Annotated in this window: 20 protein-coding genes; 3 read left to right on the forward strand and 17 right to left on the reverse strand. The window is 69.4% G+C overall.

Features of this window, described 5'->3' with window-relative positions; all coding sequences use genetic code 11:
- The first annotated feature begins 76 nt into the window (after positions 1-76).
- Together HWX03_RS24010 and HWX03_RS24015 are read left to right on the forward strand one after the other, a co-directional pair.
- Positions 77-1,159: a porin gene (locus HWX03_RS24010; RefSeq protein ID WP_175872900.1), complete on the forward strand. Its 1,083-nt coding sequence runs from the start codon at positions 77-79 to the stop codon at positions 1,157-1,159.
- A 45-nt stretch (positions 1,160-1,204) separates the two neighbouring features.
- The gene (locus HWX03_RS24015; RefSeq protein WP_175872901.1) at positions 1,205-2,671 is read left to right on the forward strand and encodes an MmgE/PrpD family protein; all 1,467 of its coding nucleotides are present in this window, start codon (positions 1,205-1,207) and stop codon (positions 2,669-2,671) included.
- A 19-nt stretch (positions 2,672-2,690) separates the two neighbouring features.
- Here the strand turns inward: HWX03_RS24015 and HWX03_RS24020 are convergent, their stop codons facing one another.
- The 16 genes from HWX03_RS24020 to HWX03_RS24095 form a co-directional block, all read right to left on the reverse strand.
- Positions 2,691-3,629, reverse strand: coding sequence for a LysR family transcriptional regulator (locus HWX03_RS24020; protein ID WP_174432040.1), 939 nt, complete (start codon positions 3,627-3,629; stop codon positions 2,691-2,693).
- Between the two features lie 274 nt (positions 3,630-3,903).
- A complete protein-coding gene (locus HWX03_RS24025; RefSeq protein WP_175872902.1) occupies positions 3,904-4,923 on the reverse strand; it encodes a cyclase family protein in 1,020 nt (339 codons plus the stop codon).
- Positions 4,920-6,407, reverse strand: a complete 1,488-nt coding sequence (locus HWX03_RS24030) for an MmgE/PrpD family protein (RefSeq protein ID WP_175872903.1) — start codon at positions 6,405-6,407, stop codon at positions 4,920-4,922. Before HWX03_RS24030 ends, HWX03_RS24025 begins: the two co-directional genes overlap by 4 nt.
- Entirely contained in the window at positions 6,404-7,267 is an 864-nt protein-coding gene (locus tag HWX03_RS24035) for a CoA ester lyase (RefSeq protein ID WP_175872904.1), read from the reverse strand. Before HWX03_RS24035 ends, HWX03_RS24030 begins: the two co-directional genes overlap by 4 nt.
- Entirely contained in the window at positions 7,264-8,502 is a 1,239-nt protein-coding gene (locus HWX03_RS24040; protein ID WP_175872905.1) for a CoA transferase, read from the reverse strand. The genes HWX03_RS24035 and HWX03_RS24040 overlap by 4 nt, the downstream gene beginning before the upstream one ends.
- A 102-nt stretch (positions 8,503-8,604) precedes the next feature.
- Positions 8,605-9,768, reverse strand: a complete 1,164-nt coding sequence (locus HWX03_RS24045) for a zinc-binding alcohol dehydrogenase family protein (protein ID WP_175872906.1) — start codon at positions 9,766-9,768, stop codon at positions 8,605-8,607.
- 58 nt (positions 9,769-9,826) lie between these two features.
- A complete protein-coding gene (locus HWX03_RS24050; RefSeq protein WP_174432046.1) occupies positions 9,827-10,414 on the reverse strand; it encodes a hydrolase in 588 nt (195 codons plus the stop codon).
- Between the two features lie 9 nt (positions 10,415-10,423).
- Complete coding sequence (locus HWX03_RS24055) at positions 10,424-11,926, reverse strand: MFS transporter (RefSeq protein ID WP_208456816.1); 1,503 nt, start codon at positions 11,924-11,926, stop codon at positions 10,424-10,426.
- A 470-nt stretch (positions 11,927-12,396) separates the two neighbouring features.
- The gene (locus HWX03_RS24060; RefSeq protein ID WP_175872907.1) at positions 12,397-13,143 is read right to left on the reverse strand and encodes a glucose 1-dehydrogenase; all 747 of its coding nucleotides are present in this window, start codon (positions 13,141-13,143) and stop codon (positions 12,397-12,399) included.
- Between the two features lie 193 nt (positions 13,144-13,336).
- The gene (locus tag HWX03_RS24065) at positions 13,337-14,041 is read right to left on the reverse strand and encodes an ABC transporter ATP-binding protein (protein ID WP_175872908.1); all 705 of its coding nucleotides are present in this window, start codon (positions 14,039-14,041) and stop codon (positions 13,337-13,339) included.
- Positions 14,038-14,790: an ABC transporter ATP-binding protein gene (locus HWX03_RS24070; RefSeq protein WP_175872909.1), complete on the reverse strand. Its 753-nt coding sequence runs from the start codon at positions 14,788-14,790 to the stop codon at positions 14,038-14,040. Before HWX03_RS24070 ends, HWX03_RS24065 begins: the two co-directional genes overlap by 4 nt.
- Positions 14,787-16,016, reverse strand: coding sequence for a branched-chain amino acid ABC transporter permease (locus HWX03_RS24075; RefSeq protein WP_175872910.1), 1,230 nt, complete (start codon positions 16,014-16,016; stop codon positions 14,787-14,789). Before HWX03_RS24075 ends, HWX03_RS24070 begins: the two co-directional genes overlap by 4 nt.
- Positions 16,009-16,944: a branched-chain amino acid ABC transporter permease gene (locus tag HWX03_RS24080; protein ID WP_175872911.1), complete on the reverse strand. Its 936-nt coding sequence runs from the start codon at positions 16,942-16,944 to the stop codon at positions 16,009-16,011. The genes HWX03_RS24075 and HWX03_RS24080 overlap by 8 nt, the downstream gene beginning before the upstream one ends.
- A 9-nt stretch (positions 16,945-16,953) precedes the next feature.
- Positions 16,954-17,391, reverse strand: coding sequence for a thioesterase family protein (locus HWX03_RS24085; RefSeq protein WP_027787751.1), 438 nt, complete (start codon positions 17,389-17,391; stop codon positions 16,954-16,956).
- A 148-nt stretch (positions 17,392-17,539) separates the two neighbouring features.
- The gene (locus tag HWX03_RS24090) at positions 17,540-18,076 is read right to left on the reverse strand and encodes an NUDIX domain-containing protein (RefSeq protein ID WP_175872912.1); all 537 of its coding nucleotides are present in this window, start codon (positions 18,074-18,076) and stop codon (positions 17,540-17,542) included.
- A 121-nt stretch (positions 18,077-18,197) separates the two neighbouring features.
- Complete coding sequence (locus HWX03_RS24095; RefSeq protein ID WP_175872913.1) at positions 18,198-19,460, reverse strand: YbfB/YjiJ family MFS transporter; 1,263 nt, start codon at positions 19,458-19,460, stop codon at positions 18,198-18,200.
- Positions 19,461-19,583: 123 nt separating this feature from the next.
- Here HWX03_RS24095 and HWX03_RS24100 point away from each other — a divergent pair, with 123 nt between their 5' ends.
- On the forward strand, positions 19,584-20,498 hold the full coding sequence (locus tag HWX03_RS24100) for a LysR family transcriptional regulator (protein WP_175872914.1): 915 nt from the start codon (positions 19,584-19,586) through the stop codon (positions 20,496-20,498).
- Between the two features lie 140 nt (positions 20,499-20,638).
- Here HWX03_RS24100 and alaS read toward each other — a convergent pair whose 3' ends face one another.
- Positions 20,639-23,263, reverse strand: a complete 2,625-nt coding sequence (gene alaS / locus HWX03_RS24105) for an alanine--tRNA ligase (protein ID WP_175872915.1) — start codon at positions 23,261-23,263, stop codon at positions 20,639-20,641.
- Between the last annotated feature and the right edge of the window lie 33 nt (positions 23,264-23,296).

Consider the following 23,296-nt stretch of genomic DNA (forward strand, 5'->3'; position numbering starts at 1 on the left):
AGCGACGCCGCGCCGCGCGCCCCGACCCGCGCGGCGCTCATGACGAACAACAATCCCAAAACAAGGAGACAGCCCCATGGGCAAGCGAATGTCCGCATTGTGCGGACTGGGCCTCGTATCGGCCGGCGCCTGCGCGCAGACCAGCCTCACGCTGTACGGCGTCGCCGACGTCTACACCGAATTTCTCACCGGCCAGGCCGCGCCCGACGGCAAGTCGTCGGCATCGCTCGCGCGGATGGCCTCGGGCGGCAAGAGCGGATCACGCTGGGGCCTGAAGGGCGTCGAGGATCTCGGCGGCGGCTGGCAGGCGGCGTTTCGCGTCGAAAGCAGCATCAACCTGACCAACGGCGCCGGGGCCGGCTCGGGCGGCTTCGACCGCTCCGCGTGGGTCGCGCTGCAACACGAGCGCTGGGGCGCACTGCGGCTCGGCCGCCAGTACACGACGCTGTTCGACATCATGGAGCGCTATTCACCGACGGGCGCCTATTCGACGCTGTACGAGCCGGACGGCGCGATCGTCGGCATCAACTATCGCGAGAACAACGTCGTCAAGTATCTGGCGAAGCTCGGCGCGCTGACGCTCGAGACCCACTATGCGTTCGGCGGCACGGCGGGCGCGTTCCAGTCGAACGCCGCGTACGGCGCGGGCTTCGACTATGCGGGCAGCGCGTTCTCGTTCGCCGCGGCATTCGACGACGTCCACACGCCGCGGCCCGGCGGCTTCGCGCATTTCCGCCGGTACGCCGCTTCCACACTCGTGCCGCTCGGGCGCGCGCAACTGCTGGCCGGCGTCGAGCACGCGCACAGCGACATCGCCGCGCCGTCGGTCGTGACGAACTTCACGTTCTGGTGGGTCGGCGTCCGTTATGGCATCACCGATTTCCTGCAGGCGATCGGCGCCGTCTATTACGAAAAAATCCGTGCACAGAATCCGGCGAATGCGCAAACGCCGGCATCGCGCCCCGTCAGTCCGCAGCAAGTCACGCTGCAGCTGAACTACTTCGTATCGAAGACGGTGACGCTGTACCTGGCGGCCGGCTACGCGCACCGCGCCGCGCTCGATTTCGACAACGACAACTACAACTTTCTGCACTATTCGCTCGCCGCCGGCCGCTCCGGCAGCGCGGGCGTCGCGCTCGGCCTGCGCAAGGCGTTCTGACCTCGCCGCCCTCTTCCCGCACCTGGAACCTTCGGAGCCCAAACCATGAATCGCCGCCACTTTCTTTCCGCGCTGACCGGCGCTGCCGTCGCGTTGCCGTTCGCTCACGCCCGCGCGGCCGCAACCGCCGATACCCGCAACACCAGCGAACCAGAACTCGCCCGGCAGCTCGCCGACTACGCCGCCGGACTGCAGTATCGCGACCTCGACGCCGCGACCGTCGAAACGATCAAGGCGCATCTGATCGACGCACTGGGCTGCGCGATCGCCGCCCACGACGAACCGCCGGTGCGGATCGCGCGCACCGCGGCGCTCGCGTCGCCCGGAGGCGTCTCGACCGTGATCGGGACGAACCAGCGCACGAGCCCCGATCTCGCCGCGTTCGCGACCGGCACGGCGTTGCGCTACTTCGATTTCAACGATGCGTATGCCGGCAAGGAAACCGGCCATCCGAGCGACAACGTCGCCGCGTGTCTCGCGGTCGCCGAAGCGCAGCACGCCACTGGCCGCGACCTGATCCTGTCGATTGCGATCGCGTACGAAATCGCCTGCCGGCTGATGGACGCCGCCGCGATCAGCCCGCGCGGCTGGGATCACACCTGCTACAGCCTGCCGGCCGTCGCGCTCGCCGCGGGCAAGCTGATGCGCCTGCCCGCGCCGCAACTCGTGCAGGCGGTCAACCTGTCGATCAACAGCCATCTCGCGCTGAACCAGACGCGGGTGCAGCAGTTGACCAACTGGAAGGCGTTCGCCGACGCCGACGCGGCGCGCAACGCGGTGTTTTCGACCGAACTCGCCCACGCCGGCCTCACCGGCCCCGCGCCGATATTCGAAGGAGCGGCCGGGTTCTTCGCGCAGGTGTCCGGGCCGTTCACGCTCGACACCGGCGCATTCGGCGGGCGCGGCGGCACGTTCCGGATCGGCCGGTGCTTCGTGAAGTTCTATCCGGCGCAAGGGCTCACGCAAACCGCGATTCCGGCCGCGCTCGCGGTCGCCGCGCAGGTTGGCGACCTGCGGCGCATCCGGCGCATCGAGATCCACACGACCGAAGTCGGTTACGTGACGGCCGGCCGCGATCCGGAAAAATGGGCGCCGTCGACCCACGAAACCGCCGATCACAGCCTGCCCTACATCGTCGCGCGGGCGATGCTCGACGGCGACATCACGACCCGCAGCTATGCGGGCGCCGCGCTGCGCGACCCGGCATTGCGCGCGCTGATCGGCACCATCACGGTCAACGCGGATCCGGCGCTGACGGCCCGCTATCCCGCACATGCGCCGAATCGCGTGACGGCCGTGTGCGACGACGGCGCGACCTATACGAAGCAGGTGGACGATCTGCCGGGCTCACCGACGCAACCGATGCGGCGCGACGACTACGAAGCGAAGTTCACGAAGAACTGCCGCCAGCACTGGAGCGCGGCGCGGATGCGTGCCGCACTCGATTTCCTGTGGCGACTCGATGAACAGCCCGACGTCGCGACGCTGCCGCCGCTGTTCGTCGTCGGCTGACTCGCGCGCGGCATCGCGCTCAGCCCACGCTGCACGCGTCCGCCGTGACGTCGTCGACGACGGATTCCGCAGCCGCGATGATCGCGCGACGCATCCAGCCATGCGCGTTGCTGGCGTCGTAGCGGCGATGCCAGTACAGCGACCACGTGACCGGCTCCATCGAGAGCGGCAGCTCGCGGATCACGAGACGCCGATCGCCGAGGCTCAGCGCGTGCCGCTCCGACATGATCACGGCATACGGCAGCGCATCGAGCATGTTCGGCACGACGAGCCAGTGCGGCACGTTGAGCACGATGCGGCGCGTACAGCCCATGTTCGCGAGCAGGTTGTCGATCAGGCTGTGGTCGACCGGATTGATCGAGACGTTAAGGAAGTCGAGCGCGAGGAACCGTTCGAGCGTCAGCGGCTTGTCCGCATCGGGATGGTTGCGGCTCAGCATGCACACCATCCGGTCGTGAAACACGGTTTCCGACGACAGCGTGCCGGAATGCTCGAGGCCCGCGCTGATCGCCATGTCGAGCCGCCCCGCGTCGAGCGCTTCGGCCGTCTTGGCCGCGCTCGGGTGCACGACGTCCAGGCTGATATTCGGCGCCGTCGCGCGCATGCGCCGCAGCAATGCGGGCAGCAAAAGCAATTCGGTGAGATCCGACATCCGGACCGTAAAATGACGTTCCGAAGTAAAAGGGTTGAATTGATAATCCGATTCAAATAATTCTTCGATTTGTTGCATGATTTGCCGGACCGGTGCGATCAGCGCCTGGGCGCGTGGTGTCAATTCCATCCCGATCGTGCTGCGCGCGAGGATCTCGTCCTTGAACAGATACCGCAGGCGCGACAGCGCATTGCTGACGGCCGGCTGGGTCAGGCCGACCTTCAGGCCGGCCCGCGTCACCTGTTTCTCCGTCAGCAGCGCATCGAGTATGACCAGCAGGTTCAGGTCGATCGAACGTAGATTCATGATTGTGACCATCCACTAAACGGGTTAATCGCCCTCCCCGATTCACGATTATCGCAATGGGGAAATCCCCTGATATTTAGTGCAATAAAAGAGAATAGTCCAATCTTGACGTTTCAATATTTTTTAGATATCTCCCGTCATTGATTCGTTTTTTGATTTGAATGACCCGATTTTCAGTCACTTTTTCGATAATCGGGTCAATCGACGATCCCGGATCAACGCGTGGAAACGGTTCACCCCGGCCGATCGCGCACCGGCAGCAGCCGCCTGCGCGTCAGACTGTCGCGACCGGATTCACCGGCGCACCGACCAACCCCCGGATATGCAACGGTGGTGCAGTGAGCAGGAAGCGGCTGCGCCGATGCGCGCGCAGCCAGTTCGCGAGCGGCGTCAGGTGCCACAGCTCGCCGAGATGGATGCCGAGCTTGAACAGGCACAGCTCGTGCAGCGGCATCAGCGCACCCGGTTGCGCGAGCGGTTGCGCATGCTGCGGCCGCTCCTCGATCGCGTGGTTGTCGGCCACGAGCGCCGCGAGCCGCGACTCGTCGATCCACTGCAGCAGGCGGGCGTCGCTGCTGTCCAGCACGCAGGCGCTCGCGACGGTCGCGGGCGACCCGCTCTCGTCGTTCAACAGCAAATCGGCGAAACCGGTGTGAAGGCAGACGATGTCGCCCTGCTCGACGTGCACGTCGTCTGCTTCCATCACGCGCATCAGTTGCGCGTAGCCGACTTTCGTGCGGGCGTCGCCGAAGTGATGCCGCAGGTCGATCAGCACGCCGCGCCCCTGCACGCCGGTCTGCGCCATCACCTCGATGCCGAGCGAGCGCGCGCCGCCGGTGGCGTCGCCCTCCTGCGGCACTCGCAGATGCTCGCCCATCCGGAAGCCGTTGTAGAACACGATTTCGGGCACGCCGTCATCGTCCGCGTCGAACAGGCCGCCCACGTGCGACAGGCCGTCCCACTGCGTCGAGAACTGCGAGTGCATGCAGAACGAGTCGTCGCACACCACATCGGTTGCGTTCGCAACCTGTTCGTCCGCGCGATAGCCGAAGTACGGCTTGCCGCCCAGCAGCGCCGGCATGATCGCCGGCGGCCGGCGGCGCGCGTTCAGGCCGCCGCCGCGCGGCACGTCGAGCGGCAGGCTCAGCGAGAACGACAGGCCTTCGCGCACCTCGGCGACGCCCTGCCGCACCTTCTCCGGCGTCAGCCAGTTCAACCGTCCCTTCTGGTCGTCCGGACCGAAATCACCCCAGTTCGAGCCGGGCGGCCGCTTGCTCCAGCGTGGTGCATTCAAGATGGCTCTCCTCCTTTCCGGTTCGGATGCACGCCGGACGTCAGCGCCGCCAGCCCATCCAGCGGCGTGTCGTCGGCCAGCGCCTGCACCGCGTCGCGCAGTTCGAGCGCGCGCGGCATGCCGATCGTCGAACTCGCGGCGAGCACGAACTTCGCGACGCGTTCCTGTTCGGTCAGCGGCCGCGAACGGGTGCCCTTGCTCGACTCGACGCGCGCCTCGTACTCCTGCCCGTCGCGCAGCGTCACGCGCAGCACGGCAGGCAGGCATTGCGGGAACCGCGCGTCGCACCACGGATCGGCGACGCAGCGGACTTTGGCGGCCAGCGCACGGCGCGCGGGATCCTGCACGAGCGCATCGTCGAAATCGTCGAACCAGACGCCGAGCCCGCCGCCGCCGAGCAGCGCGGCCGCGATCGTGTACGGCCCCGAGAACGCCGCTGCATAACCGTTCGGCGGATTGGCCTTCAACTCGGCGGGCTCGCCGATCGTGCGCAGCGTCGACGTCGCGACCCGCAGTTCGGCAGACACCACGTCGTCGGCCGTCACGCCCTGCGCCTTCAATTGCAGCGCCGCGTCGATGCCCGGATGCGTGAAGTGGTTGCACGGGTACGGCTTGAAGATGATCCGGCTCGTCTCCCAGTCGTCACCGAGGTCGCGCAGCACGGCGTCGACGTCGGCCAGTTCGCCGCACCATGCGTGAAAGAAGCCGAAGCGGCCTTCGAGCGCGGTCGGCGGCGCGGTCACGCCCGCGCCCGCCAGTTCCGCCGCGCTCACGCCCGCATGCGCGGCCCAGCCGCAGTGGATCCGTTTCACGGAGCCGCCGGTTCGATTGGCCTCGAGCAGGCCCGCGCCCATGCTCGCGGCGATCCCGAGCGCCGCGGCGATCTGCGCGGCATCGAGCCCGAACAGCATCGCCGCGGCCGCGGCGGCGCCGACCGTCCCGCAAATCGACGTCGCGTGCTGGCCGCGCTCGAAGAACACCGAATTGCCGAGCCGCTCGTTGTAGGCGGCCACGCCGAGCCGGATGCAGATCTCCGTGCCGACCGTGATCGCATCGAGCAGCGCCGCGCCCGATGCGCCGCTCGCCTGTGCGGCGGCGAGCGCGGCCGGAATCACCGACGCGCTCGGATGCAGCACCGACAGCATGTGCGAGTCGTCGAAATCCATCGCATGCGCGAGCGTGCCGTTGACGAGTGCGGCGCTCGCGGCCGGCAGCCGGTCGGGCGCGCCAATCACGCTCGCACGGCCGTGGCCGCCCCAGCGCCGCGCGACCTGCAGCACGGATTGCGCGACGGGTTCGTCGTGCGCGATCAGGCTGTTGCCGACCAGGTCGAGCACGCGGGCGGCAGCCTCGACGCGCAGCGTGCGGTCGAGCCCGTCGACGCGCACCGCCGCCGCGAAACGGCCGAGCGCGCCGACGATACCGTCCGGACTCGCGGGCTTGACGGCAGCAGCCGGCGCGGAAAGCGTATCGGGCGCGCTCATGCCGCGACTCCGTCGCGCCGCAGATGGGTCGCAAGCGCGAGCGTCACGCGTGCGTTCGCGATCAGCGGCGGCGCCACCACGCGGCCGTCGGGCAGCACGAACACCGACGATTGCTCGTCCGCCGCATCGACCGCCTCCAGCACGCGCTCGGCCGCGCGGATTTCCTCGTCCGACGGCGTGAACACCGCGTTGATGACCGGAAGCTGGGACGGATGGATCGCGAAGCGGCCGACGAATCCCATCGATTTCGCCCGCAACGTCGATTCCTTCAGGCCGTCGAGATCGCCCAGCGTGTGATAGACCGTCTGGATCGGCCCGTTCAGCCCTGCCGCGCGCGACGCCACCACGCAGCGCGCGCGGCACACTTCGAGCGTGAAGTTGTCGACACCGATCCGCAGGTCGGCGCGCAGGTCGCTTTCGCCGAGCCCGATCCGTTCGAGCCGCGGCGACGCGGTCGCGAGCTGGTAAGCCGTCTCCACGCCATATGCCGATTCGATCAGGATCTGGATCCCGGCGTCGCTGCCGAGCGCATCGAGCCAGCCCGCGACTTCCTGGATGTGCGCGGGGAAATCGCATTTCGGCAAACGCAGCGCCTGCAGGGCGGGCAATGCGATCGCCTCGACGTCGTCGCGGCACCACGGACTCCCGATCGGGTTGACGCGCACGTAGGTCGGCTTCGGCGGGCCGCCCGCGAGGATCGCGGCGGCGGCCTGGCGGGCGTCGACCTTGTGGCTCGCCGGCACGGCGTCCTCGAGATCCAGCACGATCGCGTCGGCCTCGCTCGCGTAGGCCTTCTCGACCACCTGCGTCTTGTGCGCGGGCACGTACAGGTAACTGCGGCAGGTTGCGCTCTGTCTCAAATCACACCTCGTTCGGTCAGGTCGGCAAGGTCCCGCGGTTCCAGGCCCAATGCGCCGAATACTTCATCGTTGTGCGCGCCGCGCGACGGCCCGCCCCAGCGGATCGCGCCGGGGGTGTCGGACAGCCGGAACGGCACGTTGTGCGTGCGGAATGCGCCCAGTTCGGCGTCGGGCACCGAGACGACCGAGCCGAGCGCCGCATACTGCGGATCGCGCAGCACGTCGGCGACGTCGTAGATCGGCGCGACGGCCGCCTCCGCGCGCTCGAACGCATCGATCACCTCGTCGCGCGTGCGCTGGCCGATCCAGCCGCCGACCGCCGCGTCCAGCTCGTCCGCATGCTTCGCGCGCTCGACGCCGCTCGCGAACCACGGCTGGTCGATCAGGTCCGCGCGGCCGACGAGCCGCATCACGCGCTCCGCGATGCTGTGCGCCGACGTCGACAGCGCGACCCACTTGCCGTCCGAGGTGCGGTACACGCCGCGCGGCGCATTGTTCGGCGAGCGGTTGCCGGCACGCTCCGGCACACGCCCCGTCTGGTCGTAGCTCGCAACCTGCGCGCCCATCGCTGCGAGCATCGTCTCGATGATCGCGAGATCGACCACCTGCCCGCGTCCGGTGCGATCACGCGCCTTCAGCGCCGTCATGATCGCGAACGCGGCGGTGAGCCCCGCTACCGTATCCGCCAGCGGAAACGACGGCAGCAGCGGCGGCCCGTCCGCCTCGCCGGTGGCGGCCGCCAGCCCGCTCATCGCCTCCGCGAGCGTGCCGAAACCGGGGCGGCGCGCATACGGGCCGAACTGGCCGAAGCCCGTCACCCGGACCAGCACGAGCCGCGGATTGATCGCGGACAACACGTCGTAGCCGAGTCCCCAGCGCTCCAGCGTGCCGGGCCGGAAATTCTCGACCACCACGTCGGCCTGCGCGGCCAGCTCGCGAAAGATCCGCTGGCCGTCGGCCGTGCCGAGATTCAGCGTGACCGCCCGCTTGTTGCGCGCGACCACCTTCCACCACAACGGCACGTCGTCGCGACGCGCGCCATACTTGCGCGCCGGATCGCCCGTCGGATGTTCCACCTTGATCACGTCGGCGCCGTAGTCGGCGAGCATCGTCGCCGCGAGCGGGCCGGCAAACAGCGTCGCGGTATCGATCACGCGAATGCCGCCGAGCGGCGCGCGGCTTGAGGTGTCCGACGCCGTGCCGGCGTCGACCTCCCCGGTTTCCACAGAGGCCATGGCGTTCTCCTGCCAGATAGGTTGCACGGCGCGCCACGCGTCTTCATCGTTTGCACCACTAATCATCATGCAACGATGCAGGCGCGGCGCGCGACCCGCGGCTCAGACCGCGTTGATCCGATAGATCGGGAAATACGTCTCGATCTTCCCGCCAAGGTAATCGGATGCAAGCTTCGGCACGTCGTCGAAATCGAAGATTTCGGTCGGTTCCTGGCCGATCCAGCCGGTCGATTCCTGGAAGTCCCGAATCGTGATGCTGTCGTCGTAGCGCCACGCGTGCGTGTGAATGTGCAGACGGCGGTTGATGCATTCCGTCGCGCGCAGGTTCCACAGACGCATCCCGGTTTTCCAGCCGACCGTCGCGACGATGCCGGTGCGGCCCGTCACGCGCATCGTCGCGCGATACAGCGCGCCGCCGAGATTGTCGAGGAAGATCGCGACGCCGCGGCCGCCGCTCAGCTCGGCGATCGTCTCGGCGAATATGCGCTCCGACTCGCGGTAGCGTGCCTGGTAGTCCGGATCGGCCCGATAACGCGCCTCGTCATACGCGAGATCCGGAAACTTGCGGCGGTCGACCGGCGTGATGCCGAGCTTCGCGAGCTCCTCGAGCCGGCGGTCGTTGCTCGCCGTCATTGCGACGCGAAAGCCTTCGCGCTTCGCGAGCTGCAGCTCGGCCAGCGTCGTGCCGCCGCCCCAGCCGAACACCAGATAGTCGGCCGGATCGACGTCCGGCAATTGCGAACGCCAGCAGGTCGACGCGACCTTCCAGTTGTCCCATGCGGTGAAGTAGCGGCCGTAGGTCGCCCATTGCAGCAGCGAGTGGCGGCTGTCGGTCGGCACCGGCACCAGGTTGTCGGCGCGCATCTTGGTGCGCTGCGCCATCACGCCGATCGTGCCGGGCGCGTCGTACGCGTAGACGAGCTCGGCGAATCCGTATTCGTCGCGCTTGCCGAACGGCATCACCATGCAGATCTCGCCGTCCTTCAGCGCGTGGGCCGCACTCCCGCGCTCCACGACGCGCACCAGCGCGCCGTTGCCCAGCACGATCTTGTCCTCGCGGCGCTGGCGGCAGATATCGACCGGATTGCGCGACAGCGCATGGTCGAGGTTCGCTTCCCACGATCCGTACAGCGGCTCGACGAGCACCTCGTCGGCTTCGAGCGCGGAAAATTCGAAGGTTTCGCGGCGCAGTTCGCCCGCAACGGGCGGCTGCTGGCGGGTCGGCTCCGGTCCCGCATAGAGAACCCATGCATCGGTCTTGATCATCGTCATTCCTCGGTAAACGACTGGTATCTGAAAAAGCGCGCCGAACGAATCGCCGGCTTCAGCGCGACTGCGTCTGCTCCAGTGCCGCCTCCACGTCCGCCGCCGCGGCGACCTGCCCGAGCTTCGGGAAGATCTGGGTCAGCGCGAACGTCTGCGCATCGGCCGACGAGGTGCTGACCGCGTCGCTCACGATGACGACGTTGTAGTTGTTTTCGTATGCCTGGCGCGCCGTCGATTCGACGCCGATGTTGGTCGCGATTCCCGTCAGCACGATGTCGGTGATGCCGCGGCGACGCAGTTGCACGTCCAGGTCGGTGCCGGTGAACGCGCCCCACTGATGCTTCGTCACGACGAGGTCGGACGGCGACACGCCGAGCGCCGGCGCGAACGCGCTCCATTCGGGATCGAGATTCGGCGGCGACGACGGCGCATCCGTCTTCACCTTCAGCGCCACGCCGCCGTCGGGCCGGTAGCTCGTGTGCACGTAGATGACGGGCAGCCCCCGCGCGCGGAAAGCCGCCGCCAGTTCGACCGTCTTCGCGACGACCTGCGCGCCGGTATAAGGCGTGACCGGCAGCGACACGATGCCGTTCTGCAGATCGATGGCGACGAGTGCGGCGGTGCGATTGAGCGTCGGAATGGACATGTATCACCCTCACTTTTGTTGTGGAACGGAAGAAACGGCGGCGTCGAGGTGCCGGCTCGATACCGCATTGAGCAACAGCAGCACGCTGATCACCGCCAGGACGACGGCAAGCTCGCGCAAGCCGCGGTCGCTCGCCGGATGGCCGAGCGCGAGACCGACGAGCGCGAACGACAGGCTGCCGCCGACGTACTGCGCGGTGCGGTACAGCCCGGAAGCCGTACCGATCCGGCCGTGCGGCGTGCTCTGGTAAAGAGTGGCCTGATTGCCGAGATTGTTGAAACCATTAGGAATACCGAACACGACGGACAGCAGGACGATCGCCGCGATCGGCAGGCTGCTCGTCATCTGGCTCATCACGACGCTGCCGATGCAGAGCAGCGCGGAACCGATGATCAGCACCGGGCGCGCGCCGTGACGGTGCACGATGCGGGTCGCGAGCATCGTCGTGACGGTGCCGACGCCGGCGACCGGCAGCATCACGAGGCCGGCGTCGGCGGCCGATAGCCCCCTCGCCTCCTGCAGCCACATCGGCAGCGCATAGAAGATCGCGTAGAACACCGCATAGGTGCCGACGCAGCGCAGATACGTGCCGAGCAGCGGACGGTTGTCGGCCAGCATCCGGATGTCGATCAGCGGCGCCGCGGCCTGCCGCTCGCGGCCGATCAGCAGCGGCACCAGCACCAGCGTCGCGGCCAGCAGCAGCCAATCGGGTGCGCGCGACACCGACTGCAGGAACAGCAGCAGGCTCGCGAGCGTCAGCACGAACAACGCCACGCCCGGCAGATCCAGTTCCGTCAGCGTGGCGCGCCGCGTGCTGCGCGCCTGCGCGCCGCGATAGGCCGGGTCGGCCGGGATCCACAGCCATGCGAACAGGAAGGCGGCCAGCACGATCGGCACGTTGATCCAGAAGATCGCGCGCCAGCCGGCGAACTGCACGAGTGCGCCGCCGAGCGGCGGGCCGAACGCGACGGCCACCTGCGCCGCGATCGAAATCGCGCCGAGCCCGCCCGTCGGCGTCGCGCCGTTCGCGTGCTGCTGCGACCACGCGCGGATCATCGCCATGCCGGCCGGATAGGCGGCGGACGTGCCGATGCCGAGCGCGACGCGCGATGCGACCAGCCAGCCGAGCGTCGGCGCGAACGGCGCGAGCGACGACGCGACCAGCACGATCGCGAGGCCGATGCAGAAGATCCGCTTCGCACCGAAGCGATCGGCGAGCCGCCCCATCGTCGGCTGGCCGGCGGCCGTCGCGAGATAGAGCCCCGACACGAGCCACAGCGTATCGATGCGCGCATGCGCGGCGCCGGGCGGCGCGAACGCCTGCTGGATGCTGACGAGCGCGACCGCGATCATCGACGAGTTCAGCGCGTTGAGCAGCGTGCCGAGCACGATCGGGCCCACCAGCTTCGCCGGCAGGCGCAGACCTGCGTCGCGTCGGTCGCCACCGCCTTCGGGCGCGCCGCCGGCGGTCGCACGGGCCGTGTGGCCGGATCGATCGTGAGTCGTTTTCATGGCGTCTTCGCGTGATGGATGTGCATCGGTCGACGAATATCGAACGTGCGTTCACCTTACCGCTCCGATCGCCGCGGATGAAATGGATTGTTGCGATGCACACATTCGCAACTTGAATGGGGAGTGTGCGCGGGACGCATGCGAGCGATGTACGCCGGCATGACCGCGCAACGCGGGATACGCCCGTCAGCCTTGCGTGACGGGCGTAGGCGCAGGATTCGGGAGGAGGACTTCAGTCAGCGCGGCACGCAGCGCGCACCGTCACCGCGCGCGCGGCATGACGGTTTTATGCCGCGCCGCGGCACGGGATCAGAGGGTGGCCTCTACAGGGATCGCGTCAGTGCCGCATTCGTGCAGAGCATGTCGAGGGCTGCGTGGCAATAAGCGACACGCTGCCCGATCTGCCGAAGCAAATTCGACGCAGCGTGCGGGGATTTCGCTACCGCCGCGGCCAGGGCGGCACGATCCCGTCAGTGCACCCCGCCGCTCACGACGATGTGCTCGCCGGTCAGCCAGCGCGCATCGTCCGATGCGAGGAACACGGCGACCGACGCGATGTCGTTCGGCTCGCCGAGGCGGCCGAGCGGCGTCTGGCCGAGCACCTGCGCTTCGAGATCGGAACCGATGATGCCCGCGCTGTGCGTGCCTTCGGTCACGACCATCCCCGGGTTGATCGCATTCACGCGGATCTTGCGCGGGCCGAGTTCGAGCGCGAGCACGCCGGTGATCGCGTCGACCGCGCCCTTCGTGCCGCTGTACACGGCGCTGGCCGGCGGCGTGACGCTGGTCACCACCGAGCTGATGTTGATGATGCTCGCGCCTTCGCCGAGATGCTTGACCGCCGCCTGCGTGGTCAGCAGTACGCCGAACACGTTCGTGTCGAACTGCCGGCGGTAGTGCTCTTCGGTGATCGCTTCGATCGGCGCGAATTCATACACGCCGGAGTTGTTGACGAGCACGTCGAGACGACCATACGTTTCGATGGCGGTATCGACGATGCGCTGCGCGTCGGCGGCCTTCGACACGTCGCCGCCGACCGCGACCGCGTGGCCGCCCGCTTCGGTGATCGCGCTCACGACCGCATCCGCGCCCGCCTTGCTGCTCGCGTAGTTGACGACGACCGATGCACCTTCGTCGGCCAGTGCCTTCGCGATTGCCGCGCCGATGCCCTTCGATGCGCCCGTGACGATCGCTACCTTGCCTGCCAGCTTGCTCATGATTTCATTCCTCAGTCCGAAGACGTTCGATGGATGGCGCCGGTTGCCGCAGCGATGCGGTGATGCGTCGGATGCATCGATGTGTTGCGATGGCGACCGGCCTGACTGGCAATGTAGTGTGCGGCACCGCGGCGATAAAGCGGCTCGAAGCGAATTGACTGGCGGAGTTTGCCGAACAATCGACCGGGCGTCGTCAGCCGGCGCTCAGCCACGCGTGGGCGACCGCGCCGCCCAGCCCGTCGAGCGCGCCGTCGTAGACGATCCGTCCCCGCCCCATGACCGCCGCGCGTCGCGCGAGCCGCGGCGCAAGCTGCAGCCGCTGCTCGATCAGCACGATCGAAACGCCGTCGGCCTGCAGCGCGGCGAGGCACGCGCCGACTTCGTCGACCGCGAGCGGCGCGAGCCCTTCGGCCGGTTCGTCGACGATCAGCACGCGCGGGCGGCCGGCGAGTGCGCGCACCAGCGCGAGCACCTGCTGCTCGCCGCCCGACAGCCGCCCGGCTTTCACGTCCGCGCGCGCGGCCAGCAGCGGAAAACGCTCGAACAGGCGGTCGAGCGCCGCGCGTTCGGCTGCGCCGCTTGCGCCGCGCAAACCGAGCCGCAGGTTGTCGCGCACGGTCAGCAGCGGGAACACGTCGCGGCTTTCGGCCACGTAAGCGACGCCGCGCCGCGCGATCTCGAACGTGCGCGCGCCCGCACATTCGGCGCCGGCGATGCGCACCGAGCCGGCCGTGCGTACGAGCCCCATCACGGCCTTCGCGAGCGTCGAGCGCCCCGAGCCGTTGCGGCCGAGCAGCGCGAGCGTCTCGCCCGGCGCGACCGCAAGATCGACGCCGTCGAGCACCGGCTGCCTCCCGTACCACGCGCGCAGCCCGCGAATGTCGAGCACGGCGCTCATGCCGCGCCCTCGCCCAGGTACGCGGCCCGCACGCGCGGATCGGCGCGGATCGCGTCGGGCGCGCCGGTCGCGACCACCGCGCCGCGCACGAGCACCGTGATGCGTTCGGCGAAACCGAACACCGCGTCCATGTCGTGCTCGATCATCAGCACGGTGCGGCCCTGCGTCGTCGCGCGGATCAGCGCGATCATCCGCGCCGCCTGCGCGCGGCTCATGCCGGCCGTCGGCTCGTCGAGCAGCAGCGTCCGTGCACCGCTCGCGAGCGCGATCCCGAGATCGAGCGCGCGCTGCTCCGCATAGCTCAATTCGCCGGCCGGCGTGTCGCGCCGCGCGTCGAGGCCGATGTCGTGCAGCACGCGCGCGGCCGCGCGATCGACCGACGCCGATTCGCGCAGCCGGTTCCACCAGCGCCGCCGTTCGGCCGGCGCATGCAGCGCCGCGCAACGCAGGTTGTCGAATACGCTCAGGCGCGCGAACGCGCTCGTCTGCTGGAAACTGCGGCCGATGCCGAGGCGGCTCGCGACGATCGGCCCGCGCCCGCGCAGCTCGACGCCGTGCAGCACGATGCGCCCGCGCGTCGGCCGCGTTGCCCCGGCGATCACGCCGAACAGCGTGGACTTGCCCGCGCCGTTCGGCCCGATCAGCGCGTGGCGCTCGCCGGCCGCGATGCTCAAGTCGACACCGTCGAGCACGGTCTGCGCGCCGAAGCGCTGCACGACGCCGTGAAGCGCGATCGCGTTGCCGTTCATCGCGCGTCCTCCTGCGTGGCGGCCGCCGCGCCATGCCCGAGCCGCGCACGCCAGCCCCACAGCAGCATGCCGATGCCGGCCGCCGAACCCGCGACGGCCCAGCCGACCGGCGTATCGGCGTCGATGCCCCATGCGCCGAACGCGAGGCCCGTGCCGTCGTCCTGCGCGAAGCGCCATGCATAGCCGAGTTCGGCCGCGCAGACGATCGCGACGCTCCAGAACGCGCACGCACCGATGGCGCACAGCAGGCGCCACCGCTCGGTCGCCGGCGCGCCGCGCCGCAGCGCATGCGCGAGCGCCTGGACGATGCCCGCGATCCCGCCGGGCGCGGCCACGACGATCGCGACGAACAGCACGCCGAGATACAGCGCCCACGCGCGCGACACGCCCGCGACGCCGATACTCAGCGCGGTCAGCACGGCCGCGCCGGCCGCCGGCCCGAAGAATGCGCCGGTGCCGCCGATCACCGCGGCGATCAGCACGGTCGCCGAGCGCGCCATCGATACGCTGTCGGGCGTCGCGATCTCGACGTCGATCAGCGTCAGCGTGCCGGCAATGCCCGCGAAGAACGATGCGCAGGTGACCATCGCGAGCCGCACGCGGCGCGGATCGGTGCCGAGCGCCGCGACGCGCGCCGGGTTGTCGCGCACCGCGTTCGCGAGCCGCGCGAGCGGCGTGCGCGTCAGCGCATGCATCGCCCACGCCGACACGACGCACCACGCGGCGATCAGTGCATACGCGTGCGCTGGCGCGCCGAAGTGCCCGTTGCCCCACGGCGCGCCGCCCGCACGGTCGATCGGTATGCCGCCGAGGCCGCCGAACCATGCGGGCACGCTCCACGCGGCCGCCGCGACGCATTCGCCGAGCCCGAGCGTGATCATCGCGAACGCGGTACCGGAACGGCGCGTCGCCAGCAGCCCTGCGACGAACCCGAAGCCCGCGCCGGCCGCGCCGCCGACGAGCGGCAACAGCGGCAGCGGGCCGCCGATGTGGTTGAACCAGTGCGCGGCCGCGAACGCGCCGAGGCCCGCGAACGCCGCATGCCCGAACGACAGCAGCCCGGTCGTGCCGAGCTGCAGGTTGTACGACAGCGCGAGCACGACGAGCGCGGCCGTCTGCGCGAGATAGCCGAGCACCGCGCCATGCGGCCACAGCCACGCGGGCAGCGCGACGCACGCGGCGAACAGCGCCCAGCGCGCGCATCCGGCCCGTGCGCGGCTATGCATCGACACGCTCGCCGAACAGCCCGCGCGGCCGCGCGACCAGCACCGCGACGAGCAGCAGGTACGGCACCAGCGGCGCCAGTTGCGCGATCGACACCGCGGCGACGCTGTCGGGCAGCGCGATGCCGGTCCATTGCGCGAGGTCGCGCAGCGACGTGTCGCTCGCGGCCGCGAAGGTCTGCGCGAAGCCGACCGCGAGCGACGCGACGAACGCGCCGCCGAGCGAGCCGAGCCCGCCGATCACGACCACCGCGAACACGACCGACCCGACCGTCTCGGCCAGCGCGGGTTCGATCACCGCGAGCGGCGCGCCGATCACGCCGGCCAGCGCCGCGAGCGCGGTGCCCGCGCCGAACAGCGCCGTCATCACGCGCGGCACGTCGTAGCCGAGCGCCTCGACCGCCGCGCGATGCGTGAGCGCCGCGCGCACGACGAGCCCGATGCGCGATGCACGCAGCAGCCCGCCGAGCGCGACCAGCATCGTCGCGGACATCGCCATCATGAACAGCCGGTAACGCGGCAAAGCGAGACCGAACACGGTCACCGGCGCGCCGTCGAACAGCGGCGGCACGGGCGCCGGCAGCGGCGCGAGGCCCCACACGAGTTTCGCGCCCTCGCCGATCAGGTACGCGAGCCCGAAGGTCAGCAGCAGCTCGCTCGTATGGCCGCGCGCCTGCACGCGGCGCAGCAGCGTGCGCTCGCAGCCGGCGCCGAGCAGCCCGACCGCGAGCGGCGCGAGCACGAGCGCGGGCCAGAAGCCCGCCCAGGCCGCGATGCTGTAGCCGACATACGCACCGAGCATGTAGAAGCTCGCATGCGCGAAGTTGAGCACGCCCTGCACGCTGAAGATCAGCGTGAGGCCGGCCGACAGCATGAACAGCAGCAAGCCGTAGCTGAGGCCGTTGAAGGCCTGGAGCGCGAACGCGTGCACCGCGTCGCGTCAGGCGGCGAGCGGTTCGAGCGCGGCGCGCAGCGCGTCGGGCAGCGGCACCGGGCGGCGCGTGCCGCGATCGACGTACACGTGCACGAAATGCCCTTGCGCGGCGGGCGACGCATCGCCTTGTGCGAACAGCCCGACTTCGTAGCGCACGCTCGACGTGCCGAGCTTCACGACGCGCAGGCCCGCGTCGACCGATTGCGGAAACACGAGCGGCGCGAAGTAGTTGCACTGCGTCTCGACGACCAGCCCGATCGTCTGCCCGTGCTCGACGTCGAGCACGCCCGCGCGGATCAGGTACTCGTTCACGACGGTGTCGAAGTAGCTGTAGTAGACGACGTTGTTCACGTGCCCGTAGACGTCGTTGTCCATCCAGCGGGTCGTGATCGGCAGGAAGTGGCGATAGGCGTCGCGCGGACGCGGCTGCGGCTTGTCGGACATGGCGATGGCGGTCAGGACGATGGAAGCGATGGGGACGATGGGGACGACGCGCGGCGGCCGGAGAACGCGGCGCACCGGTAAAAACCGCAGCGCCGCGTCGCGATCGCGCGCGCCACGGCGGATGACACCCTGCGGGCAGGCCGGCCCGTCACTGCCCCGGCCGGTCGACGAATTCGAAATCGAGGCCGCGCGCGCGCATCCAGTCGGCGAGCGCGATGCCCGTGCCGGCGCGCCACGGGCGCAGCAGCGGCGGATCGACGAGCTTGTATTCGAGCAGTTCCGGCGACAGCGACACCGTGCCCGACGCGCGCACGTGGTACGCGATGATCAGTTCGTTCTTGCGCATGAATTCGTACACGCCGACGAGCGATACGTGCTCGGCCTTCAGCGCGGTTTCCTCGAACACCTCGCGCGCGATGCCGTCCTCGGGCGTCTCGCCGTTTTCGAGGAAGCCGGTGATCAGCGCGAACATCCCGTCGGGCCACGCGGCGTTGCGCGCGAGCAGGATCTTGCCGTCGAGTTCGACGATCGCGGCGACGACGGGCAGCGGGTTGTTCCAGTGCACGTAGCCGCAGGCATCGTCGGGGCAGGCCTGGCGGATGCGGCCGCCCTCATGGTCGGGATCGGCACGCTCGGTCAGCGGGCTCGCGCAGCGCGGGCAAAAGCGGTAGTCGGCGATGGTCATCGATGGGGATCTGGCGAGCGCCGGACGGCCGTCTGCCGGCTGCCCGCGCACCCGCTCGGCGCGGGAAAGGCTTCATTCTAGCGAGTTTGGCCGCGCCCGAGACGATCCGGCCCTACCGGCGTCAGGATGACCGGCGCCCGTGTACGGCGGTCGCCGCGAAGCCGGCGGCGCCGATCAGCAGCGCGGCCACCGCGACCCACAGCGCGGGCGTAAACGACCCGAAGCGCGCGGCCAGCGGCGCCGCGACGAGCGGCCCGAGTATCTGGCCGACGCCGTACGATGCGGTCGCGTAGCCCATCAATCCGGCAGCCCGCTCGCCGTGCAGGCGCCGCGCCTCACGCATCGCGAACAGCGTAATCGCGGTGAACGGCAGGCCGAGCAGTGCGCTGCCGACCGAAAAGCCCGCCGCGTTCGGCCATACGATCCCGGCCGCGATGCCGAGCGCCTGCGTCGCGCAGCCGGCCGCCAGCAGCAGCCGGTTGTCCCAGTGGCCGGGCAGGCGCGCGGCCGTGATCGCGCCGACGATCAGCGCCGCGCCGAACATCGGCCAGAACAGGTCGGGCCACGGCGAACCGGCCGGCAGCGCAGCGCGCGCGATCACCGGCAGGAACGTCGCGGTGATGATGTAGCCGAAGCCCGGTGCGCCGTACAGCACGACGAGCCACGCGGCGTCCGCGCGATGGCTTCGCGTGCCGGCCCGCGCCGCCGGGGTGGCGGGCGCGACGGTGGCCGCATGCGGCGCGGCGGCCGGCGGCGCTGCCTGCGCGTGCGCCGAAGTCGGCGCCGCACCGAACGTGCGCCAGATCGCGACCGACAGCACGGCCGACAATGCCGCGAAACCCAGCCAGCCCACCGCCGCACGCTGGCCGGCCAGCGCACTGCCGATCAGCCCCGTCACCACGATGCCAACGCCCGGCCCCGCGTAGATCACCCCGCTCCATTCGGGCGCATGCAGCTCGGCCAGGCGCCGCAATCCCCATTGCGACATGAACACGAACGTCCATGCGCTGACGACGCCCGCGACGAAACGCACGACGAGCCACACCGGCAGCACGTGACCGACGCCCATCGCGGCGGTCAGCAGCACGGTCGCGACGAGCCCGAAGCGCACCATCCGCGCGGGTGCGACGCGCAGCGCCGCGCAACTGACCGCGCCGACGAAGTAGCCCGCATAGTTCGCCGACGCGAGCCAGCCGCCGGCTTTCAGGCCGATCGAGCCGTCCGCGAGCATCAGCGGCAACAGCGGCGTAAACGCGAAACGGCCGACGCCGAGCACGACGGCCAGGCCGACCATGCAGGCCAGCGCGGCCGCGCGGGCACGGCGGTCGGCCTGGTCAGACGAAAGCGCACCGGCGGCGGCGGTCGGAGCATCGAAGCGGGACATGGCGGCATGGGCCGGCGCGTCGCGCGCCGGCCGGATCGGAAATCGGAATGGGTCCATCCTAGCTTGACCAAACGTTCTCGAAAAATGAATAATTGAGAATAGACCCATCCCTTGGAGAGAATCATGGACCTGGCGGCGCTGGCGATCTTCCGGGCGGTTGTGCGCGAGAACGGCGTGACGCGCGCGGCGGCCAAGCTCAATCGCGTGCAGTCGAACGTCACGACGCGCATCAAGCAACTGGAGGAAGAACTCGGCGCGGCGCTGTTCGTGCGCGACGGCCGCCGGCTCGTGCTGACGCCGGCCGGGCATACGCTGCTGCCGTATGCGGAGCGCCTGCTCGCGCTCGCCGACGAGGCGCGCGACGCGGTGCGCGAGGACACGCCGCGCGGCCGGCTGCGGCTCGGCACGATGGAAAGCACGGCCGCGAGCCGGCTGCCGACCCTCCTCGCGCGCTACCACCACGCATGGCCCGACGTATCGCTCGAACTGCTGACGGGCACGACGGGCTGTCTGATCGACCGCGTGCGCGACTTCGAGATCGACGCTGCGCTGTTCGCGCGCCCGCCCGAGCCGGACATGCTGCCCGACACGTTCGAGACGGTGCCGATTTTCCGCGAGGATCTCGTGCTGCTCACCCCGCGCGGCCATCCGCCGGTGCGCACGCCGCGCGACGTGATCCTGCCGACGCTGATCGCGTTCGAGCGCGGCTGCGCGTATCGCAAGTACGTCGAGCAGTGGTATGCGGCGCACGGCGTGAAGCCGGCGCGCGTGCTCGAACTCGGCTCGTATCACGCGATCGTCGCATGCGTCGCGGCCGGCGCGGGCGTCGCGGTCGCGCCGCGTTCGGTGCTCGATCTGCAGCCCGAGACCGGCAACATCGCCGCGCACACGATTCCCGAACTCGAAGGCATCGACACGCTGCTTGCGTGGCGGCGGGGTTATGCGTCGGCGGCGCTCGCCGCGCTGCGCGATGCGCTCGCCGACGCCGTGCGGCAGCCGGGCGACGTGGCGAAGCCGACCGTGTCCGTGCCGGCCTGACCCGGGTTCGCGTGTCGCCGCGGCGATCGACGCGCACAACCTGCACAAACAAAACGACCCGACCGGCACCTGCCGATCGGGTCGTTTTTCGATTCACGCGATGCCGTCAGTGCGACGGCATCGCATCGGTCGTGCAACGATCAGAGCCGCTCTTCGACCCAGCCCTTCACGCCGGCCAGCGCGCCCGGCAGGTTCGCCGGCTCGGTGCCGCCAGCCTGCGCCATGTCCGGACGGCCGCCGCCCTTGCCGCCAACCTGCTGCGCGACGAAGTTCACGAGCTCGCCGGCCTTGACCTTCTTGCTCGCATCCGGCGTGACGCCCGCGATCAGGCTGACCTTGCCGCCTTCGACGGCCGCCAGCACGATCGCCGCGCTCTTCAGCTTGTCCTTCAGCTTGTCGACCGTTTCGCGCAGCGTCTTCGCGTCGGCGCCGTCGAGCGTCGCGGCCAGCACGTACACGCCGCCGATTTCGACGGCCTGCTGCGCGAGCTCGTCGCCCTGGCTCGACGCGAGCTTCGACTTCAGCGCGCCCAGCTCCTTCTCGAGCGACTTCACCTGCTCCTGCACCTGCGCGATGCGCTGCGTGAGTTCCGACGGCTGCGCCTTCAGCGCGGCCGCGGCTTCGTTCACGCGCGCGTCGAGCTCCTGCACGTAACGCACCGCGTTGTCGCCGGTGATCGCCTCGACGCGGCGGATGCCGGCCGCGACGCCGCCTTCGACGACGATCTTGAACAAGCCGATGTCGCCGGTGCGGTGCACGTGCGTGCCGCCGCACAGTTCGCGCGAGAAGCCAAGGTCGAGCACGCGCACTTCATCGCCGTACTTCTCGCCGAACAGCGCCATCGCGCCGCCCTTCACCGCTTCGTCGTACGGCATCACGCGCACGATGCCCGGCGCGTTGGCGAGGATTTCGTTGTTGACGATCTGCTCGACGCGACGAATTTCGTCGTCGGTCATCGGTGCGTTGTGCGCGAAGTCGAAACGGGTCTTTTCCGCGTCGACCAGTGAACCCTTCTGCTGCACGTGCGCGCCGAGCACTTCGCGCAGCGCCTTGTGCATCAGGTGGGTGGCCGAGTGGTTGCGCTGCGTGCGGGCGCGGCGATGCGCGTCGATTTCCGCGCGCAGCACGTCGCCCACCTTCAGCGTGCCCTGCTCCAGCGTGCCGTGATGACCGACCACGTCGGCCTGCACCTTCAGCGTGTCGGCCACCGCGAAGCGCGTCGCGGCGTTCGCGAGCACGCCCTGGTCGCCGACCTGGCCGCCCGATTCCGCGTAGAACGGCGTGTGGTCGAGCACGACGACCGCATCCTGGCCGGCCTTCACTTCGTTGACGGCCGAACCGTCGACGTACAGCGCGACGACCTTCGCGTCGTCGAACGCAATTTCCTCGTAACCGTGGAACGTGGTCTTCGCGCCCGAGTATTCGAGGCCCTGCGTCGCCTTGAACTTGCCGGCCGCGCGCGCCTGCTCGCGCTGGCGCGCCATCGCGTCGTCGAACGCCGGCTCGTCGACCGTCATGCCGCGCTCCCGGCACACGTCGGCCGTCAGGTCCAGCGGGAAGCCGTAGGTGTCGTGCAGCTTGAATGCGAGCTCGCCGTCGAGCACCTTGCCGCCCTTCGCTTCGACGTCGGCCAGCGCGGCCTCGAGGATCGACATGCCGTGCTCGATGGTTTCGAAGAAGCGTTCTTCTTCCTGGCGCAGCACGTCGGTCACGCGCTGCTCGGCTTCCTTCAGTTCCGGATAGGCCGTGCCCATCTCGGCGACGAGGTCGGCCACCAGCTTGTGGAAGAACGCACCCTTGCGGCCCAGCTTGTAGCCGTGGCGGATCGCGCGGCGCACGATCCGGCGCAGCACGTAGCCGCGACCTTCGTTGCCGGGGATCACGCCGTCGACGATCAGGAACGAGCACGCGCGGATGTGATCGGCGATCACCTTCAGCGAGTTGTTCGTGAGGTCGCTGATCTCAGTCACGCGCGCGGCGGCCTTGATCAGGTTCTGGAACAGGTCGATCTCGTAGTTGCTGTGCACGTGCTGCAGCACCGCGGCGAGACGCTCGAGGCCCATGCCGGTGTCGACCGACTGCTTCGGCAGGCGCGTCATGTTGCCCTGCGCGTCGCGGTTGAACTGCATGAACACGAGGTTCCAGATCTCGATGTAGCGGTCGCCGTCTTCTTCAGGCGACCCCGGCGGGCCGCCCCACACGTCCGGGCCGTGGTCGTAGAAGATTTCGGTACACGGGCCGCACGGGCCGGTGTCGCCCATCGTCCAGAAGTTGTCCGACGCGTAGCGCGCGCCCTTGTTGTCGCCGATCCGGATGATCCGCTCGGTCGGCACGCCGACTTCCTTCGCCCAGATGTCGTACGCCTCGTCGTCTTCCTGGTAGACGGTGACCCACAGTTTGTCCTTCGGCAGCTGGTAGACCATGGTCAGCAGCTCCCACGCGAACTTGATCGCGTCGTGCTTGAAGTAGTCGCCGAACGAGAAGTTGCCGAGCATCTCGAAGAACGTGTGGTGGCGCGCCGTGTAGCCGACGTTCTCGAGGTCGTTGTGCTTGCCGCCCGCGCGCACGCTGCGCTGCGCCGTGGTGGCGCGCGAGTACGGGCGCGGGTCCGTGCCGAGGAAGACGTCCTTGAACTGGACCATGCCCGAGTTCGTGAACATCAGCGTGGGGTCGTTACCGGGCACGAGGCTCGACGAGCGGACGATCGTGTGGCCCTTCGATTCGAAGAATTTGAGGAATTTCTCGCGGATTTCGGCAGCTTTCATGGCGTGCGGGGACAGTCTGGCAAAGACGGCTTC

The sequence above is a fragment of the Burkholderia sp. BCC0397 genome (assembly GCF_902832865.1).
Taxonomy (GTDB): domain Bacteria; phylum Pseudomonadota; class Gammaproteobacteria; order Burkholderiales; family Burkholderiaceae; genus Burkholderia.

What these genes read in the sequence shown, in the direction of transcription:
- HWX03_RS24010 (WP_175872900.1), top strand. Translation starts at nt 77, where the DNA reads ATGGGCAAGCGAATGTCCGCATTGTGCGGACTGGGCCTCGTATCGGCC.
- HWX03_RS24015 (WP_175872901.1), top strand. Translation starts at nt 1,205, where the DNA reads ATGAATCGCCGCCACTTTCTTTCCGCGCTGACCGGCGCTGCCGTCGCG.
- HWX03_RS24020 (WP_174432040.1), bottom strand. Translation starts at nt 3,629, where the DNA reads ATGAATCTACGTTCGATCGACCTGAACCTGCTGGTCATACTCGATGCG.
- HWX03_RS24030 (WP_175872903.1), bottom strand. Translation starts at nt 6,407, where the DNA reads ATGAGCGCGCCCGATACGCTTTCCGCGCCGGCTGCTGCCGTCAAGCCC.
- HWX03_RS24040 (WP_175872905.1), bottom strand. Translation starts at nt 8,502, where the DNA reads ATGGCCTCTGTGGAAACCGGGGAGGTCGACGCCGGCACGGCGTCGGAC.
- HWX03_RS24045 (WP_175872906.1), bottom strand. Translation starts at nt 9,768, where the DNA reads ATGATCAAGACCGATGCATGGGTTCTCTATGCGGGACCGGAGCCGACC.
- HWX03_RS24050 (WP_174432046.1), bottom strand. Translation starts at nt 10,414, where the DNA reads ATGTCCATTCCGACGCTCAATCGCACCGCCGCACTCGTCGCCATCGAT.
- HWX03_RS24055 (WP_208456816.1), bottom strand. Translation starts at nt 11,926, where the DNA reads ATGAAAACGACTCACGATCGATCCGGCCACACGGCCCGTGCGACCGCC.
- HWX03_RS24060 (WP_175872907.1), bottom strand. Translation starts at nt 13,143, where the DNA reads ATGAGCAAGCTGGCAGGCAAGGTAGCGATCGTCACGGGCGCATCGAAG.
- HWX03_RS24065 (WP_175872908.1), bottom strand. Translation starts at nt 14,041, where the DNA reads ATGAGCGCCGTGCTCGACATTCGCGGGCTGCGCGCGTGGTACGGGAGG.
- HWX03_RS24070 (WP_175872909.1), bottom strand. Translation starts at nt 14,790, where the DNA reads ATGAACGGCAACGCGATCGCGCTTCACGGCGTCGTGCAGCGCTTCGGC.
- HWX03_RS24075 (WP_175872910.1), bottom strand. Translation starts at nt 16,016, where the DNA reads ATGCATAGCCGCGCACGGGCCGGATGCGCGCGCTGGGCGCTGTTCGCC.
- HWX03_RS24085 (WP_027787751.1), bottom strand. Translation starts at nt 17,391, where the DNA reads ATGTCCGACAAGCCGCAGCCGCGTCCGCGCGACGCCTATCGCCACTTC.
- HWX03_RS24090 (WP_175872912.1), bottom strand. Translation starts at nt 18,076, where the DNA reads ATGACCATCGCCGACTACCGCTTTTGCCCGCGCTGCGCGAGCCCGCTG.
- HWX03_RS24095 (WP_175872913.1), bottom strand. Translation starts at nt 19,460, where the DNA reads ATGTCCCGCTTCGATGCTCCGACCGCCGCCGCCGGTGCGCTTTCGTCT.
- HWX03_RS24100 (WP_175872914.1), top strand. Translation starts at nt 19,584, where the DNA reads ATGGACCTGGCGGCGCTGGCGATCTTCCGGGCGGTTGTGCGCGAGAAC.
- alaS (WP_175872915.1), bottom strand. Translation starts at nt 23,263, where the DNA reads ATGAAAGCTGCCGAAATCCGCGAGAAATTCCTCAAATTCTTCGAATCG.